We start from the raw sequence: 15,131 nt of genomic DNA on the forward strand, positions 1-15,131 counted from the left end.
TCGGAGTCGAACGTGTCCGTCGGTCAGGCGGGCACGGCGTCGGTCGGCAGCAGTCTGGCGAGCACGTCGGCGAGAGTGATCAAGCCGACCACGCGGCCGTCCGCTGTGACCGTGGCCAAATGGTTGCGCGTCTCCCGCATCGTGCGGAGCGCTTCGTACACCGCGACGGACGAGTCCAGTGTCAGGGCCGGACGCATCAGATCGGCAGCGGTGACGCCCTCTGCCGCCTGCAGACTGTCGCGCACGTGCACGACTCCGTCGACATGCCCGTTACCGCGCACGAGCAGTCTCAGGTGGCCTGTGCTGCGCGCCTTCTCCTGGATCTCGGGCGCGGTGGCCTCGGGCCGCACGCTGCTCGGCGGCGAAGGCGTGACGATGTCGCCGAGGGTGAGCGCTTCGAGTTCGAGCGCGCTGGTCAGGTGACCGTGGTAACGCTCGTCGAGCGTGCCGACAGTGGCGGAATGCTCCACCAGATGCCGTAGCGCGTCGGAGTCCTGGCCCGTACTCACCTGATCGACCGCGTCGACACCGACCTTGCGCAGGCACCAGTTCGCCAGGTGGTTCAGCTGGACGATGACGGGCCGGGTCAGCCACATGAACGCGCGCATCGGGATGGCGAGCATGGTCGCCGACTTCTCGGGATGTGCGATAGCCCAGGACTTCGGCGCCATTTCGCCGACCACCAGGTGCAGGAACGTCACGATGATCAACGCGAGCACGAACCCTGCGACATCGGCGAGCCACAGGGGCGCACCCCATGTCTCGAACAGGGGAGTGAGCCAATGGTGCACGGCAGGCTTGGTCGCCGCACCGAGCGCCAGGGTGCACACCGTGATACCGAGTTGCGAACCTGCGAGCAGCACCGACAGTTCCGACGCACTCCTCAGGGCGGCGCGGGCCGAGCGGCTGTCCGGTGCCGCGTCCTCGAGCCGATGGCGCCGTGCGGCGATCAGCGCGAACTCGACGGCGACGAAGAACGCACTGGCCGCGATCAATCCGACTGTGACGGCCAGAACCACCCACGGATTACTCATCGTCCGTCGCCTCCTCGTTCTTGACGGTCACGTGCAGTGAGGCAGGCACGTGCTTGTCGATGCCGCGAACCTGCGCGACGAGCGTGCGACGCGGTGGCCGCTCCTCGTGCACCAGGTCGGCGGGATCGGGATCGAGAGGGATTTCGACGGTGTCGCCGACTTCGGGCAACCCGCCGAACTCGGTGATGACCAATCCGGCAAGCGTCTCGTAGTCACCTTCCGGCAGTTCGTGTTCGAGCGTGCGGCTCACCTCGTCGAGGTGGGCATCGCCGCGGATCAGCCAGCCGTCGCCGTCACGAACGATGACCTCGGCGGAGACCGCCGGATCGTGCTCGTCAGCGATCTCGCCCACGAGTTCCTCGGCGATGTCCTCGATCGTGACCACGCCGGCGAAACCGCCGTATTCGTCGATCACCAGAGCCATCTCGTCGTTCGCGGCGGTCAATTCCTTCAGAACGTCCGGCAGGGGCAGCGTCGCGGGGACGATGACCGGCGAGCGGCACACCGATGCGGCTGTTCCCGCCTGGGCATGCACGTCGAGAAGGTCGTGCAGGTGCACCACGCCGCGCAGATCGTCGGACGATGTGCCGACCACCGGATACCGCGTGTGCCCCGTGCTCATCTTGGCGAGGATGTCGCTCACAGGTTCGTCGAGGTCGACGACGTCCACGTGAGCGCGCGGGATCATCGCGTGTTCGGCGGTCCGGGTGGGGAAGTCGAGGATGCGATCGAGCAGCGTCGACAGTTCCTTGGGGAGTTCGCCGGCGTCACGCGATTCGGCGACGATGTGCTCGAGGTCGCGCGGTGTCGCCGAATGCTCCACGTCGTGGACGGGTTCGATGCGCAGCGCGCGCAGCAGCAGATTGGACGATGCGTCGAACAGGCGGATCAGCCAGCCGAACAGCTTGAGATAGATGGTGGTCGACAGCGCCAGCCACCGGGCGACCGGTTCGGGCCGCGCGATGGCGAGGTTCTTCGGTACGAGTTCACCGAAAACCATCTGGACGACTGTGGAGAAGAGCACGGCGAGGACTGTGCCGAATGCCACGCCTACCGCTGTGGGGATGCCGATTCCGCCGAATGCTTCGCCGAGTCCCTTACCGATGAGGGGTTCTGCGACGTAGCCGACGAGAAGGCCGGTGACGGTGATACCGAGTTGCGCACCCGACAACATGAAGGAGGTGCGTCGTGTGACGGACAAGGCGCGGGCCGCGGCGGTGTCGCCGCTTTCGGCGCGGGATTTCAAACGCGACCGGTCGACCGCCATGTAGGCGAATTCCTGGGCTACGAAGTAGCCGGTCACGGCGGTGATGGCCAGAACGACGGCGATACCGAACGCGATTCCGAGGGCGGTCAACACGGGAGGATCCGGTGCTCGGTGACGGGGTGATCGTCACTCTTGGGCGGGATGGGTCTTCGAGGTTTGCGCTTGGCGCGACTCATGGCTCTCTCTGGTAACTCGCGGACAAAGGGTACTCACAGAATATGACGGATGCCCCGTCCGCAAAGTTCCCTCCGTGCCGCAAATGCGATCTCCCGCACACCGGTGCGCCACCGTCGGCCGTGCTCTGTGCCGGGACCCGACGACATCGCCCGCCCGGGCCACATCAGGGGTGTGAACAGAGTCAGGGCTGTGAACAGAGTCAGGGCTGGGAGGAGAACAACCCTTCGTACTCCGGCGCCGACGGCGGTGGGGTCTGGGGCACCGATTCCGGCGTCGGGTCGTCGTTCGGGTTGCCCGGCTGCAGGAAGAGCGGTCCGGTGAACTCGGAGTCGTTGCTCATGCCGTCCTTCTTTCGGTGCTTCGGCCCTACCGGCCGGTTGATCGTCACCCACGGTGAGAGGTGTGGGCGAGGGGCCGGGACGGTGCGGGATCACTACGACCGCGATCCGCGGATGTGGCTGTGGAGCATCGGTGTTGCTCGGTCGCAGCGGGGCGTGGGAGCACCTTCCGATGCGGCACACCATATACGCCGGGGCGGACAGCGGCGGCGTGACACGGCGGCCGCGATCGGCCCGCCTAGACTCTTTCGGTGCAAACCGTGTCAGAAACCCTCCGATCACCGCGACGCCTCACCACCGAGGTTCTCGCCGGTTTGGTGACCGCGTTGGCGTTGATTCCTGAAGTGGTGTCGTTCGCCGTCATCGCCGGAGTGGATCCGAAGGTCGCGCTCTACACCTCGTGCATCATGGCGATGACCATCGCATTCGTCGGGGGGCGGCCCGCGATGATCTCCGCCGCCGCCGGAGCGACGGCATTGGTGATCGCGCCGCTCGTGGCCTCGCACGGGCTCGACTACCTCATCGCCGCGGTGTGGCTCGCCGGTGCCCTGCAGATCGTGCTCGCCGTCGCAGGGGTGGCGAAACTGATGCGGTTCATACCCCGCTCGGTGATGATCGGGTTCGTCAACGCGCTCGCAATTCTCATCTTCACGGCGCAACTGCGGCACCTCTTCGGGGTGCCGTGGCTCGTGTACCCCATGGTCGCGATCGGGATCGTCATGATCGTGGTCATCCCGAAACTGACGACTGCGGTGCCGGCCGCGCTGATCTCGATCGTCGTTCTCACCGGCGCAGTGATCCTGTTCGGACTCGACGTGCCGGATGTGGCCGACCAGGGCGATCTTCCCGGCGGTTTTCCCACGTGGATGATCCCCGACGTTCCATTCACCACGGAAACGCTCGCGATCATCGCGCCGTACGCGGTGGGTCTGGCGCTCGTAGGACTCATGGAGTCGTTGATGACCGCCAAACTGGTCGACGAGATCACCGACAGCCGGTCCGACAAAACCCGCGAAGCATGGGGCCAGGGCGTCGCGAACTGGGCCGGCGCACTGTTCGGGGGCATGGGCGGCTGCGCGATGATCGGGCAGACCATGATCAACGTCAAGGAGGGACGCGCACGGACCCGGATATCGACGTTCCTCGCGGGCCTGTTCCTGCTGCTGCTGTGTGTGACCGTCGGGGACGTGGTCGGGGCCATCCCGATGGCCGCGCTGGTGGCGGTGATGTTGGTGATCGCCGTGACGACGCTCGACTGGCACAGCATCGCGCCCCGGACACTGCGACTGATGCCCCGGAGCGAAACCCTGGTGATGCTCGTCACCGTGGGCGCAACGCTGGCCACCGACAATCTCGCGATCGGTGTCGTCTCGGGTGTGCTCACCGCGATGGTCGCCTTCGCGCGGAGGGTCGCTCACATGATTCGCGTCGAGACGGTGGACGAAAGCCCGGGGACCCGCACCTACCGGGTGTCGGGTGAGTTGTTCTGGGCGTCGAGCAATGACCTGGTCCACAGTTTCGATTACGCGGGCGACCCCGAGCATGTGGTCATCGATCTCACCGATGCGGAGGTGTGGGACGCCTCGACCGTGGCGACGTTCGATTCCGTGCAGCACAAGTACGCGGAGAAAGGGAAGCGTGTGGAGATCGTCGGGCTCGACGGTGCGAGTATGGAACGCCTCGAGCGACTCTCGGGAAACCTCGACTGAAGAATCGGGCAAATGCCGTAATAACCACTGCCCGTGTCGATCTCGGCGCGCTCATGCTGCGAGAGCGGGGGAATGCGGTAACAATGGGAATGCAGTGACAGACGTTACTGGTCTGACCGATGTACACCGCCTGATAGGAGAAGCACCATAATCGATTTGGCCTTCCTCGCAGAGTTCTTCAGCAACGCCTCCTCACTCTTCGCTGCCTTGGACTTCTTCTCCGGTTCGGCTGAGGCCGCCGGTCTGTAGCAGGCTCGTATGGCAAGGGCCCGTGGGTTTCGACCCACGGGCCCTCGCCGTTCAGCCACCGGCTGTCCGGTCATCCCCCCAGGTGTGCGACGGTCGCGTCGAGGGTGCTCGCCACGAGTTCGAGGTCGGTCTCGGTGTGCTCCCGGTCCTGCGGCAACTGCTGCCGAAGTTCATCCCGCGTCACGACGACGAACGCCCGAGTCCGCTCGTCGGTGTCCGCGCTGTCGACGGTATGGAACCGGCCCTCGTCGAGAACGAGCACGGGGTCCGGGGAAGTGGCGTCGAGCAGGTCGCGCAGATCCGCGGCCGTCAGATGGGTTGACACATCGTCCTCCTGAATCGAATTGGCAGTACTTTCGGGCGTACCCGAAGACGCACCGAGCGAATCGGAGGACGCAACAAGGGGTGGGCGCCACTCGCTTCGGCTGAAACCGCTCCGCACCGCGACACTTCGGTTTACATTTTGCGGAACTGTTGGAATTCGACCCGGCAACGACCGCAGGGGGATCCAATGGGTACAGCTTCGCGACACGCCACCCGGTTCGCCGTCACCGCGGCGTGCATCGCCGCTGTTGCTGTCGGAGGTGCCGCAACCGCGGCGGCGGATGAATGGCCTCCGATGCCGGACTATTCCACGCCGTTCGTGCCGTACGAGACCAAGAACTTCCTGACCCCGACCGATCCGGCCTACTGGAATCCACTCGTCGCGGCGGAACGACTCACCTCGCCTTTCGGCACGAGTACCCGCATCGTGTGTACCGCGTTCAACGGCGTCACCTATGACTGCTGGCAAGCCGACGAACGCGGCAACCCGCACAAGCTCGTGCGACTGCCTGTCAATTTGGTCAAGTCCCCAGAAGTGGTGTAGCGCTGCGTGACCCCGTCAGTCTCAGGCGCTGAGTGCAGGCATGGTGTCCGCTCCCATCTCGCTGTCGGTGTCGGTGACGGTGTTCAGACGGCATCGAGCCAGCACGTCGAGGCCGAGATAACGTCGGCCTTCGAGCCATTCGTCGGTCTGTTCGGCCAACACCGCACCGACCAGACGGACGATCGCGTCCCGATTCGGGAAGATCCCGACCGCGTCGGTGCGGCGCCGGATCTCCTTGTTCAGCCTCTCGGTGGGGTTGTTGGACCAGATCTGACTCCACACGTCCTTCGGAAAGGCGGTGAACGCCAGGATGTCTTCTCGGGCCTGCCCGAGATGCTCGGCCACCGCGGGGAGTTTGTCGTCGACGTAGTCGAGCAGCCGGCCGAACTGGGCATGCACCGAGGCGGCGTCGGGCTGGTCGTAGACCGAATGCAACATCGCCTTCACTGCCGGCCACATGCTCTTCGGACAGATCGACATGAGATTGGCTGCGTAGTGCGTCCGGCAGCGTTGCCACACCGTGCCGGGCAGATTCGCCGCGATCGCCTCCCGCAGACCGACATGCGCATCGGAGGTCACCAGCCGGACCCCACCCAGGCCCCGGGCGACCAGGTCGGCGAAGAACTCGTTCCACGCCGGTCCGGTCTCACTGGTGGCCACCCGCATACCGAGCACTTCACGGTGACCGTCCCCGTTCACACCGGTGGCCAGCAGCACGACGGCCCCCACGACACGGCCGCCTTCGCGCACCTTCATCGTCAGCGCATCGGCGGCGACGAAGGTGAACGGCCCGGCGGTGTCCAGGCGCCGATGCCGAAAATCGTCGACGATCTCGTCGAGCTCGGTGGCCATGCGCGAGACCTGCGATTTCGACAACGAGTCGATGCCGAGGGTCTTGACGAGTTTGTCCATCCGGCGGGTCGACACGCCTGCGAGGTAGCAGTCGGCAACCACGGTGATCAGGGCGGATTCGGCACGCTTGCGGCGTTCGAGCAGCCATTCGGGAAAGTAGGTGCCCGTGCGCAGTTTGGGGATCGCGACGTCGACGGTGCCGACGCGGGTATCGAGGCTGCGGTGGCGGTAGCCGTTACGCCGGGTGGTGCGCTCCGATGAGCGCTGTCCCCATTCGGCGCCGACGACCGCGTCGGCATCGGCCGAGAGCAGGGCGTTGATGATGGTCTGCAGCAACGTGCGCATCAGATCCGGGGAGGCTTCGGCCAAGGCCTCGCCAAGCAGGCCGGCAGGGTCGACAATGTTCGGTGCGGTCATCGTGATGCTCCGATCGAGAGTGCTGTGGAAGGTTCACTCGAAAGGATCACGCGGTGGCCGTGTCTCGTGGAGGCGAATCCGCCAACGAGACGAGGACCGCGTTACACCACTATCCGGGACTCAACTGTCAATTTTCCCAGCGTGACCGGCAGTTCGATGCCGGGCGGCGGCCCCGGGCACTACGTCTATCCGGGCTTCATCCCCGGTATCTGAACCACGGTCGCCGATCGTCGGCGTTCGACTGCGCCCGCGCGCGGCGGGCGATTACCGTCGAAGGCATTGCGACGAAGGGCGGCCGGTCATGACGTCGAGCAGCGAGTCTCCGCGGGTGGTGGTGGGCGTCGACGGGTCCGATCCGTCGATCAATGCGCTTCGATGGGCAGCGCGACTTGCACCCGGCCTGGGCGCGAGTATCGATGCGGTCGCCGCGTGGCAATTGCCGAACACATACGGCTTCGCGGCTTATCCCGAGGGGTACCGCCCCGACGATGACGCGGCGTCCGTCCTGAAAACGGCTCTCGTCGAGGCGTTCGGAGAGAATCGTCCTCCGGGGTTACGCGAGCGAGTCGTCGCGGGGAATCCGGCACAGGTTCTCACCGAAGCGAGTAGGGACGCGACGATGGTCGTGGTGGGCAGCAGAGGACACGGTGGGTTTGCTGGGCTGCTGATCGGTTCGGTCAGTTCGTATGTCGCCGAGCACGCGGCGTGTCCCGTGTTGGTGATCCGCCGAGGTGCCCGCGGCCTGGGAGAGCCCGTCGATAAGCCGACCGCCGATCGATGAACTCGAAATGGCCCCGTCCCGATGTTTCGGCTCCACGCCAAACCGCCGTGTACGCGAACCCGGTGACGAACCCGCTGCCCAGACCGAACGTGAGGTTCGTGTCCATGGTCGCGTGCAGGTCCAGCCACGGACGTCCGTCGGTGTCCTTCACCAGGAACCGGGTTTCGCCCGGAACTTCCATCGGGGTGCCGTACGGCGTCGGTTCGGGTGTGTCGCGCAGACTCACCACCTCGAACGACACGTCCTCGAACCGGGTGCCGTAGCGGTCGCGGGACCGGTGCAGCGCGGTCGTCATCAGCGGAGCACCACCGATCGAGTACCGGCTCAGCAAGATCTGGTTGTCGGCGTCGAGATTGACGATCTGATACACGAAGTAATCGAGGGGCGCTTTGACCGACGAGGGAAGTGGGGCGTCGCGCAGCAGGTACGGACTCGGGCACGCGCCGTACTCGAACGAGCACAACCCTTCGACGTCGACCGTGTTGCCGCCGTGGGTGATCGTGCCCGCATATTCGGTGAGCAGACCGAAGTGTTTGTAGACCGGATTGCGGAAGAACCACGACACCTTGTCGGTGTTGGTCAGGCGCAACGAGATGTCGACGCTACCGAGGCGACCTTCGAGAAGGAAGTGCGGATACCCGCCCGTGAGGGTCAAGTCGTCGCCGAACCGCAGCATCGAGCCGTCGGAAGCCGCGACGAACGTGTCGTCGAAGGCGTAGTTGCCGAAGTGTGCGGGGTGTGACGCCGCGGTACCGGCGACGACGGACGCGTTGCGGCGGGGACTGCCGGCGAGGGCGTGGTCGTTGTCGAACGCCGTCGAGCCGGTGGCGCCGATCAGGGACATCATCGAGAAGAACCGGTGCGGTTCCGGGAGGTCGGGGATCATGACCCCGTAGTGGGTCCATCCCACACGCCGGGACTGCGTGTGCGGCACCAGGATCTCCGGCTCCGAAAACGGTTGCCCATCCGACGATTCGGCGGAATCGACGAGGCGAAGTGCCGAACGCAGGACGCGGTGGACGGCTCTCGAGGCGGCGCGATTCATGGCCGGGATCCTGCCACGTCATTCGCGCCGAACACGTCTGGCGTGAGTGCTCAGGCGTTCGCTCGCTCGGACCCGATCTGCGATTGCGCGAAGCGCAGCAACTCGTCGAGGGCGGTTCGGCTGCGCGTCAGACACGCGATGCGGCTGTCGAGGTCTTCGATCTCGCTCCCGAGCATGTCGGCGAACACCCGGTCGCAGTTGCGTGTCCATCGGCCTTCGAGGCCGTCTCGTTGATCGAGAACCGCCGGGATCAGACGCGTGGGCACGCCCGAGCGGACGAGGTCGCGAATCAATATCGCGCGAGCGGCGTCGTTCTCGCTGTAATCGCGGTAGCCGTTCGCGGTCCGCTCCGGGTGGAGCAGGCCCTCTTGTTCGTAGTAGCGCAGCATCCGGGAAGAGAGTCCGGTTTTGCGGGACAAGTCACCGATCCGCATATTTCTTCCTTGACCTTGACGTTGATGTCAAAGTTTAGCGTCGTGACATGACAGACGTCGACCGTTCGACCACATCCGAAAATTCCCCCACATCGATGGATTCGGCAGTATCGACGGATTCCGCGATATCGACGAATCCCGCAACGCAAGGCGGTGCCCGATCTCCGACGAAGCCGTCGCTGCCCTGGACGAAACTGATCGCGGTGACCTTCGCCGCGTTCGCCACGGTGACCATGGAGATGCTGCCGTCAGGTCTCCTCCCGCAGATCGGCCGCGGGCTGAGCGTCGAACCGGCGGTGGCCGGAACGCTGGTGACGGCCTGGGCACTGACGGTCGCGCTGACCAGCATTCCCTTGGTGCGCGCCACGATGCGTGTGCGCCGTACGCTGCTGATTCCGGCGGCACTCGGTGTGGTCGCGGTGGCGGGGATGGTGACCGCATTCGCGCCGACCTTCGAAGTCGCCCTCCTCGGACGGGTGGTCGCGGCGGCCGGGCACGGAGTGTTCTGGGCGGTGATCGTCGTGTACGTCTCCGGCATCGTCGCCTCCGATCAAATCGGACGCGCGTTGGCAATCGTGTTGTCCGGCCCGACGATCGCGGGATTCGTCGGACTCCCACTCGGTGCCGCACTCGTCGACGTCGCGGGATGGCGCGCGATATTCGGCGGTGCGGCAGTCGTGCTGGCCCTCACCGCGGGCGTCCTCGTACCGATACTCACCGATGCTCGCGATGCGACTGCTCCCGATGCGACGGACGCTGCCGGCACCGCCACGGGAGCGCGCTGGGACCGCAGCGCGATCCTGTCCGTCGGTACCGCGGTCGCTGCGGCACTCGTGCTCGTCGCGCACTTCGTGCTGTTCACCTACGTCACGCTGCTGATCACCGAGGTCGCAGAATGGGACGCCGGTGCCGTAGCGGTGTTGCTGACAGTGTTCGGCGTGGCCAGTGCCGTCGGGGTTGTGCTGTCGGGTTGGCTGTCGGATCGCTGGCCCCGGGCGACCCTGCCTGCCTCCGCCCTCGCGGCGCTTGCCGCCTTCACCATGCTGTGGGTCGCACCCGCGGTGCCAGCGGTGTTCATGGCCGCGATCGTGGTCTGGGGAGGGTTCATCGGCCTGTTTCCGCCTGCGATGCAGGTCCGGGTTCTCCGAGTTGCTTCGCCGCAATTCCGCCCGGCGGCGGGCAGTGTCGTCGTCACCGTTCTCAGTCTCGGCGTTGCGGGCGGCGCCGCGCTCGGGGGATTGATCGTCGGGTCTGGAGTCGCCGCGTCCGGAGTCGAGGGACTCGCTCCGGTCGCCCTGCTGGTGGCGGCTTTCGGTGCGATCGGACTGTTGCTGCTGTCGAGTCGTACGTGAAGGGAGGATCGCCGGCGACCGGACCACCGAAGGCGGGCCCGAGGACCTGTGACGGAAGATCTGTACGGGTGGCCCTGCAAGGGCAGGGGATCGGTGGTTCCGGTGCAGGCGAAGCCGTAGGCCTGCGTACACGCTCACGCGGGCCTACGTGGTGAAGACCGTCGCCCATGGCGCGGGGTCGTGCGGACCGGATTCGGGGACCGCGAGAACGGTCACCACGGGAACGTGTCGGGCGTGTCGGACGCCGGTGCGTCGAGAAGCTTGTCGAGCCACAACACCGCTTCGACGAGCATTTCGAGGCGGCTCATCCAGTCCATGCCCAATCCGACGGGCCCCAACTTCACCCGCGCTTCGGATGCGCCGCCGGCGAGTACCGCGGCGACGGCCTTCATGACGCTCGATTCGGGTTCCGCGACACTGCTCAGGTCGACAACCCCGCCGCCCATGGTGCGGATCGTGAGAGAGACACCCTCGCCGCCACGGACTTCCGGTCCGCACTTACTGACCAAGACGTCCGCGATGGCGCTGACGACCCACCGGAACACGCCGTTGTAGGGAGGGGGGTGCGAGTCGGTGCTGGAGATCAGCATCCCGACGGCTTCGGTCAGTTCGTTGTACGCCTTATCGTCCGCCAGGGCGAGCAGATAGCCGCCGATCTCCGCGTCGGTTAGCGTTGTGCCGGGTGATTCGTCGTTCATCCCGTTCGGGTGCCCGGGACGGTGCGATGTCACACATCTCACTTCCGCACTAGGTGCACGTCCGTTCGTAAGAGTAGTGGTCCACATCACAGGCGCCTCGTACCCTGAGGTGATGAAACACGTCAGCACCGGCCCACGCGATCTGACCGTCGATGTGGGAGACATGATCGAACTGCGCGTGGAGGAGAACACTTCCCGCGACTACTGCTGGTTCGTCAACCGGGTGGGCGCGGGCCTTGTGCTGCACGACGTCCGGTTCGTGCCGTCGAAGAACCCGTTTCCCGGGGCGGCCAGCGAGCGGGTCTTCTATCTCCACGCGAGGCGCGCGGGAAGTTGGCCGGTATCGCTGCGCATGCGGCGACTGGCGGACCTCGACGCAGACCGGGCGAACATGACCGTCACCGTGACCTGACCGGGGGTCAGCGCAACGCGTCCGGAGCGTCCAGGTTGCGTGCCGAGTAGGTGTCGCAGGCCGAGACCTGACCGGTGCGGTAGCCGGCGAGGAACCATTTCTGTCGCTGCTCGGACGAGCCGTGCGTCCACGCTTCCGGGTTGACGCGACCCGACGCGGCCGACTGGATCCGGTCGTCGCCGACCGCGGACGCCGCGGAGAGCGCGTCGCGGATGTCGGTGTCGCTGAGGGGGGTGAGGAACGGCTGCCCGGTGGACGGGTCGGGCATCTTGTCCGCGTGGTACGCCCAGACCCCGGCATAGCAGTCGGCCTGAAGTTCGGTGCGGACCGCGCCGGACTCCGGTCCGCGCGGATCTGCCTGCGCGCGCCCGAGGTCGCCGAGCTGGTTCTGGATGTGATGCCCCACCTCGTGCGCGACCACGTATTCCTGCGCGAGCGGTCCTGCACTTGCTCCGAAGCGCGTCACGAGTTCGTCGAAGAAGCTGGTGTCGAAGTACGCGGTCTCGTCGGGTGGGCAGTAGAACGGGCCGATATCGCTGGTCGCGTTGCCGCAGCCCGTCGAGGTCGCGCCGTTGAAGAGCTCGACGCCGGGCTGCACGTACGCCACTCCGGTCTGGCGTGCGAGGTTCTCCTCCCACACCAGGTCGAGGCTCGCCACCGTGCCCACGATGCGGCAGTCGACGTTCGCGTTGGCGTCGGCTCCCGTCTCACATCCTTCGACAGTCCCCTCGGTCCCGTATTCGGTGGACCGGCCGGGGTCGCCGGCGCCGAGCAGCGACGCGGGATCTCCGCCGAACAACAACGCGAGAATCAGGATCAGGATGCCGCCGGTTCCGCCGCCGAGGGCGATCTTGCCGCCGCGTCCCCCGCTTCCGGTGCGGACTCGGCCGGGGTTCATCCGTGCGCCCTCGTTGAAGGTCATCGCATCGCTTTCTCGTCGCAGTGCCCAGAAGTCGCACAAGCTTGTCACGACGCTATTCGGCATGCGTGTGCCCACCCTGTTCTCGTCTTTCGTAGGATTGGACCGACGAACCCGTCGCTGATCGTTTCGAAAGGACTTCCGTGCTGCGCACCCATCTCGCCGGCTCGTTGCGAGCCGAGCACGCCGAGCAGACTGTCACCCTCACCGGTTGGGTCGCTCGACGCCGCGACCACGGCGGGGTCATCTTCATCGACCTGCGCGACGCGTCGGGGGTGGCGCAGGTGGTCTTCCGCGACCCGGGAGTGCTCGAACAGGCGCACCGTCTGCGCGCCGAATACTGTGTCAAGGTCACCGGCGTGGTCGAGATGCGGCCCGAGGGAAACCAGAACTTCGAGATTCCCACCGGTGCCATCGAGGTCAACGCCACCGAACTCGAGGTGCTGAACGAGTCCGCTCCGCTGCCGTTCCAGCTCGACGACCAGGCAGGCGAAGAAGCCCGCCTCAAGTACCGCTACCTCGACCTGCGACGTGAAGGTCCGGGTAAGGCCATTCGGCTGCGCAGCAAGGTCAACGCCGCTGCTCGTGCGGTGCTGGCCCAGCACGAGTTCGTCGAGGTCGAAACTCCCACGCTGACGCGTTCCACCCCGGAAGGCGCCCGTGACTTCCTGGTGCCCGCGCGCCTTCAGCCCGGCAGCTTCTACGCGCTGCCGCAGTCGCCGCAGCTGTTCAAGCAGCTGCTGATGGTCGGCGGTATCGAGCGGTACTTCCAGATCGCCCGGTGCTACCGCGACGAGGATTTCCGCGCCGACCGGCAGCCCGAGTTCACCCAGCTCGACATCGAGATGGCGTTCGTGACCCAGGACGACGTCATGCTGCTCGCCGAAGACGTGCTCGAAGCGTTGTGGCGGCTCGTCGGATACGAACTCCAGACCCCGATCCCGCGCATGACGTACGCCGAGGCGATGCGCCGATTCGGTTCCGACAAGCCGGACCTGCGGTTCGGCGTCGAACTCGTCGAGTGCAAGGAGTTCTTCAAGGACACCACCTTCCGCGTCTTCCAGGCGGAGTACGTGGGTGCGGTCGTGATGGAGGGTGGCGCGAGCCAGCCGCGGCGCCAGCTCGATGCATGGCAGGAATGGGCCAAGCAGCGCGGAGCCAAGGGCCTGGCGTACGTCCTCGTGGGGGAGGACGGCGAACTCACCGGTCCGGTCGCCAAGAATCTCACCGACGCCGAGCGTGCCGGCCTCGCCGACCACGTCGGCGCGAAGCCCGGGGACTGCATCTTCTTCGCCGCCGGCGCGACGAAGCCGATGCGTGCGCTGCTCGGCGCCGCGCGCGGCGAAATCGCCCGCAAGCTCGATCTCATCGACCCGAACGCGTGGGCGTTCGTGTGGATCGTCGATGCTCCGCTGTTCGAGCCCGCCGCAGATGCCACCGCGAGCGGCGACGTGGCACTCGGACATTCGGCGTGGACGGCGGTGCACCACGCGTTCACCTCGCCCAAGCCCGAGTTCATGGACACGTTCGACACCGATCCCGGTTCGGCTCTCGCCTACGCGTACGACATCGTCTGCAACGGCAACGAGATCGGCGGTGGCTCGATCCGTATCCACCGTCCCGACATCCAGGAACGCGTGTTCAAGGTGATGGGCATCTCGGAGGAGGAAGCGAACGACAAGTTCGGCTTCCTGCTCGACGCCTTCAAGTACGGCGCGCCCCCGCACGGCGGCATCGCGTTCGGCTGGGATCGCATCACCGCGCTGCTCGCCGGAATGGATTCCATCCGCGAGGTCATCGCGTTCCCGAAGTCGGGCGGCGGCGTCGATCCGCTGACCGATGCGCCCGGCCCCATCACGCCGGAGCAGCGCAAGGAATCGGGTATCGACTTCAAGCCCGAACCCGAGACGAAGGCTCCGCCCGCCGAGGCCTGATCTCCCACTACAACGAGGCCGCACGTCCGAGGACGTGCGGCCTCGTTGTATCTCCGGGCAGAACCGATTTCGAACGCGACGGAAACGAGTGAAAAACCGAACGCTGCACCACCGTCGTGATGCAACAACCCCGCCTGTTCGACGACCACCTCGTTTGTCCTCGGCAGGAGCGGGTACCTCGGTCGGGAGATCGCGGCGCCACCCCTGGGCGCTGAAACGAAGGAGGAACCACCAGATGCCCGACGCACGCTTGATGGTCTACAAGCCCCTCGCTATGGCAGCGAGTATCGGGGGAGGTGTGATCGCGGGAGCGGTCTTCAGGCAGGTATGGAAGCGGGTGGGTTCGAACCGTCCGAAGCCGGAACCACAGGACCTGGCACAGAGCACCCGCGACGTACTCATCGCGGCCGCGCTGCAAGGTTTGATCTTCGGCGTGGTGAAAGCCGGCGTGAACCGTGCCACCGCGAAGGGATTCAAGAAGGCCACCCACGTCTCGCCGGAGTAGTCCCGACCGAGACCCAGCGCAGTGATGTGCGGCACCCCTTGCGCCGCCCTCCGGTCCACGAATACCCGTTGAGCAACTTCACCTGGCAGAGTTGACCCGGTCGCCGGTGCGACGGTCGAGCGGGTCGTGAAAGACGGTGC

The 15,131-nt window shown here is 66.0% G+C and carries 16 protein-coding genes; 7 read left to right on the plus strand and 9 right to left on the minus strand.

Annotated elements, in window-relative coordinates:
• Positions 1-23 precede the first annotated feature (23 nt).
• The 3 genes from AC0B44_RS04265 to AC0B44_RS04275 all read right to left on the minus strand — a co-directional run bounded on the left by AC0B44_RS04265 (position 24) and on the right by AC0B44_RS04275 (position 2,818).
• Complete coding sequence (locus AC0B44_RS04265; protein WP_471901670.1) at positions 24-1,034, minus strand: hemolysin family protein; 1,011 nt, start codon at positions 1,032-1,034, stop codon at positions 24-26.
• A complete protein-coding gene (locus AC0B44_RS04270; RefSeq protein WP_471901671.1) occupies positions 1,027-2,394 on the minus strand; it encodes a hemolysin family protein in 1,368 nt (455 codons plus the stop codon). Before AC0B44_RS04270 ends, AC0B44_RS04265 begins: the two co-directional genes overlap by 8 nt.
• A gap of 283 nt (positions 2,395-2,677) precedes the next feature.
• On the minus strand, positions 2,678-2,818 hold the full coding sequence (locus AC0B44_RS04275; RefSeq protein ID WP_471901672.1) for a hypothetical protein: 141 nt from the start codon (positions 2,816-2,818) through the stop codon (positions 2,678-2,680).
• 249 nt (positions 2,819-3,067) lie between these two features.
• Between AC0B44_RS04275 and AC0B44_RS04280 the strand changes: the two genes are divergently transcribed.
• The gene (locus tag AC0B44_RS04280; RefSeq protein WP_471901673.1) at positions 3,068-4,525 is read left to right on the plus strand and encodes a SulP family inorganic anion transporter; all 1,458 of its coding nucleotides are present in this window, start codon (positions 3,068-3,070) and stop codon (positions 4,523-4,525) included.
• 319 nt (positions 4,526-4,844) lie between these two features.
• On the opposite strand, the gene AC0B44_RS04285 is transcribed toward AC0B44_RS04280, so the two are convergent.
• A complete protein-coding gene (locus AC0B44_RS04285; protein ID WP_471901674.1) occupies positions 4,845-5,099 on the minus strand; it encodes a hypothetical protein in 255 nt (84 codons plus the stop codon).
• Between the two features lie 186 nt (positions 5,100-5,285).
• On the opposite strand from AC0B44_RS04285, the gene AC0B44_RS04290 reads away from it, so the two are divergent.
• Positions 5,286-5,642, plus strand: coding sequence for a hypothetical protein (locus tag AC0B44_RS04290; RefSeq protein WP_471901675.1), 357 nt, complete (start codon positions 5,286-5,288; stop codon positions 5,640-5,642).
• Between the two features lie 21 nt (positions 5,643-5,663).
• Here the strand turns inward: AC0B44_RS04290 and AC0B44_RS04295 are convergent, their stop codons facing one another.
• Positions 5,664-6,911, minus strand: coding sequence for an IS256 family transposase (locus tag AC0B44_RS04295; protein ID WP_371054075.1), 1,248 nt, complete (start codon positions 6,909-6,911; stop codon positions 5,664-5,666).
• Between the two features lie 301 nt (positions 6,912-7,212).
• On the opposite strand from AC0B44_RS04295, the gene AC0B44_RS04300 reads away from it, so the two are divergent.
• Positions 7,213-7,692, plus strand: coding sequence for a universal stress protein (locus AC0B44_RS04300; RefSeq protein WP_471901676.1), 480 nt, complete (start codon positions 7,213-7,215; stop codon positions 7,690-7,692).
• Here the strand turns inward: AC0B44_RS04300 and AC0B44_RS04305 are convergent.
• Positions 7,589-8,737, minus strand: a complete 1,149-nt coding sequence (locus AC0B44_RS04305; protein ID WP_471901677.1) for a DUF6670 family protein — start codon at positions 8,735-8,737, stop codon at positions 7,589-7,591. The two genes, AC0B44_RS04300 and AC0B44_RS04305, sit on opposite strands and share 104 nt — an antisense overlap.
• A 50-nt stretch (positions 8,738-8,787) precedes the next feature.
• On the minus strand, positions 8,788-9,171 hold the full coding sequence (locus AC0B44_RS04310; RefSeq protein WP_471901678.1) for a MerR family transcriptional regulator: 384 nt from the start codon (positions 9,169-9,171) through the stop codon (positions 8,788-8,790).
• 47 nt (positions 9,172-9,218) lie between these two features.
• Here AC0B44_RS04310 and AC0B44_RS04315 point away from each other — a divergent pair, with 47 nt between their 5' ends.
• Entirely contained in the window at positions 9,219-10,523 is a 1,305-nt protein-coding gene (locus tag AC0B44_RS04315; RefSeq protein ID WP_471901679.1) for an MFS transporter, read from the plus strand.
• Positions 10,524-10,735: 212 nt separating this feature from the next.
• On the opposite strand, the gene AC0B44_RS04320 is transcribed toward AC0B44_RS04315, so the two are convergent.
• The gene (locus AC0B44_RS04320) at positions 10,736-11,221 is read right to left on the minus strand and encodes a hypothetical protein (RefSeq protein ID WP_471901680.1); all 486 of its coding nucleotides are present in this window, start codon (positions 11,219-11,221) and stop codon (positions 10,736-10,738) included.
• Positions 11,222-11,333: 112 nt separating this feature from the next.
• Here AC0B44_RS04320 and AC0B44_RS04325 point away from each other — a divergent pair, with 112 nt between their 5' ends.
• The gene (locus AC0B44_RS04325; protein ID WP_471901681.1) at positions 11,334-11,633 is read left to right on the plus strand and encodes a protease inhibitor I42 family protein; all 300 of its coding nucleotides are present in this window, start codon (positions 11,334-11,336) and stop codon (positions 11,631-11,633) included.
• A 7-nt stretch (positions 11,634-11,640) separates the two neighbouring features.
• On the opposite strand, the gene ypfJ is transcribed toward AC0B44_RS04325, so the two are convergent.
• On the minus strand, positions 11,641-12,555 hold the full coding sequence (ypfJ, locus tag AC0B44_RS04330) for a KPN_02809 family neutral zinc metallopeptidase (protein ID WP_471901751.1): 915 nt from the start codon (positions 12,553-12,555) through the stop codon (positions 11,641-11,643).
• 140 nt (positions 12,556-12,695) lie between these two features.
• Between ypfJ and aspS the strand changes: the two genes are divergently transcribed.
• A complete protein-coding gene (aspS, locus tag AC0B44_RS04335; protein WP_471901682.1) occupies positions 12,696-14,486 on the plus strand; it encodes an aspartate--tRNA ligase in 1,791 nt (596 codons plus the stop codon).
• A gap of 235 nt (positions 14,487-14,721) precedes the next feature.
• A complete protein-coding gene (locus AC0B44_RS04340) occupies positions 14,722-14,991 on the plus strand; it encodes a DUF4235 domain-containing protein (protein ID WP_471901683.1) in 270 nt (89 codons plus the stop codon).
• Positions 14,992-15,131: the final 140 nt, after the last annotated feature.

The organism is Rhodococcus sp. NPDC019050 (genome assembly GCF_055664235.1).

Excerpts from the sequence above, each read along its gene's own strand:
- AC0B44_RS04265 (WP_471901670.1), bottom strand. The coding sequence starts at position 1,034 with ATGAGTAATCCGTGGGTGGTTCTGGCCGTCACAGTCGGATTGATCGCG.
- AC0B44_RS04275 (WP_471901672.1), bottom strand. The coding sequence starts at position 2,818 with ATGAGCAACGACTCCGAGTTCACCGGACCGCTCTTCCTGCAGCCGGGC.
- AC0B44_RS04290 (WP_471901675.1), top strand. The coding sequence starts at position 5,286 with ATGGGTACAGCTTCGCGACACGCCACCCGGTTCGCCGTCACCGCGGCG.
- AC0B44_RS04295 (WP_371054075.1), bottom strand. The coding sequence starts at position 6,911 with ATGACCGCACCGAACATTGTCGACCCTGCCGGCCTGCTTGGCGAGGCC.
- AC0B44_RS04300 (WP_471901676.1), top strand. The coding sequence starts at position 7,213 with ATGACGTCGAGCAGCGAGTCTCCGCGGGTGGTGGTGGGCGTCGACGGG.
- AC0B44_RS04305 (WP_471901677.1), bottom strand. The coding sequence starts at position 8,737 with ATGAATCGCGCCGCCTCGAGAGCCGTCCACCGCGTCCTGCGTTCGGCA.
- AC0B44_RS04310 (WP_471901678.1), bottom strand. The coding sequence starts at position 9,171 with ATGCGGATCGGTGACTTGTCCCGCAAAACCGGACTCTCTTCCCGGATG.
- AC0B44_RS04315 (WP_471901679.1), top strand. The coding sequence starts at position 9,219 with ATGACAGACGTCGACCGTTCGACCACATCCGAAAATTCCCCCACATCG.
- AC0B44_RS04320 (WP_471901680.1), bottom strand. The coding sequence starts at position 11,221 with ATGAACGACGAATCACCCGGCACAACGCTAACCGACGCGGAGATCGGC.
- AC0B44_RS04325 (WP_471901681.1), top strand. The coding sequence starts at position 11,334 with ATGAAACACGTCAGCACCGGCCCACGCGATCTGACCGTCGATGTGGGA.
- ypfJ (WP_471901751.1), bottom strand. The coding sequence starts at position 12,555 with ATGACCTTCAACGAGGGCGCACGGATGAACCCCGGCCGAGTCCGCACC.
- AC0B44_RS04340 (WP_471901683.1), top strand. The coding sequence starts at position 14,722 with ATGCCCGACGCACGCTTGATGGTCTACAAGCCCCTCGCTATGGCAGCG.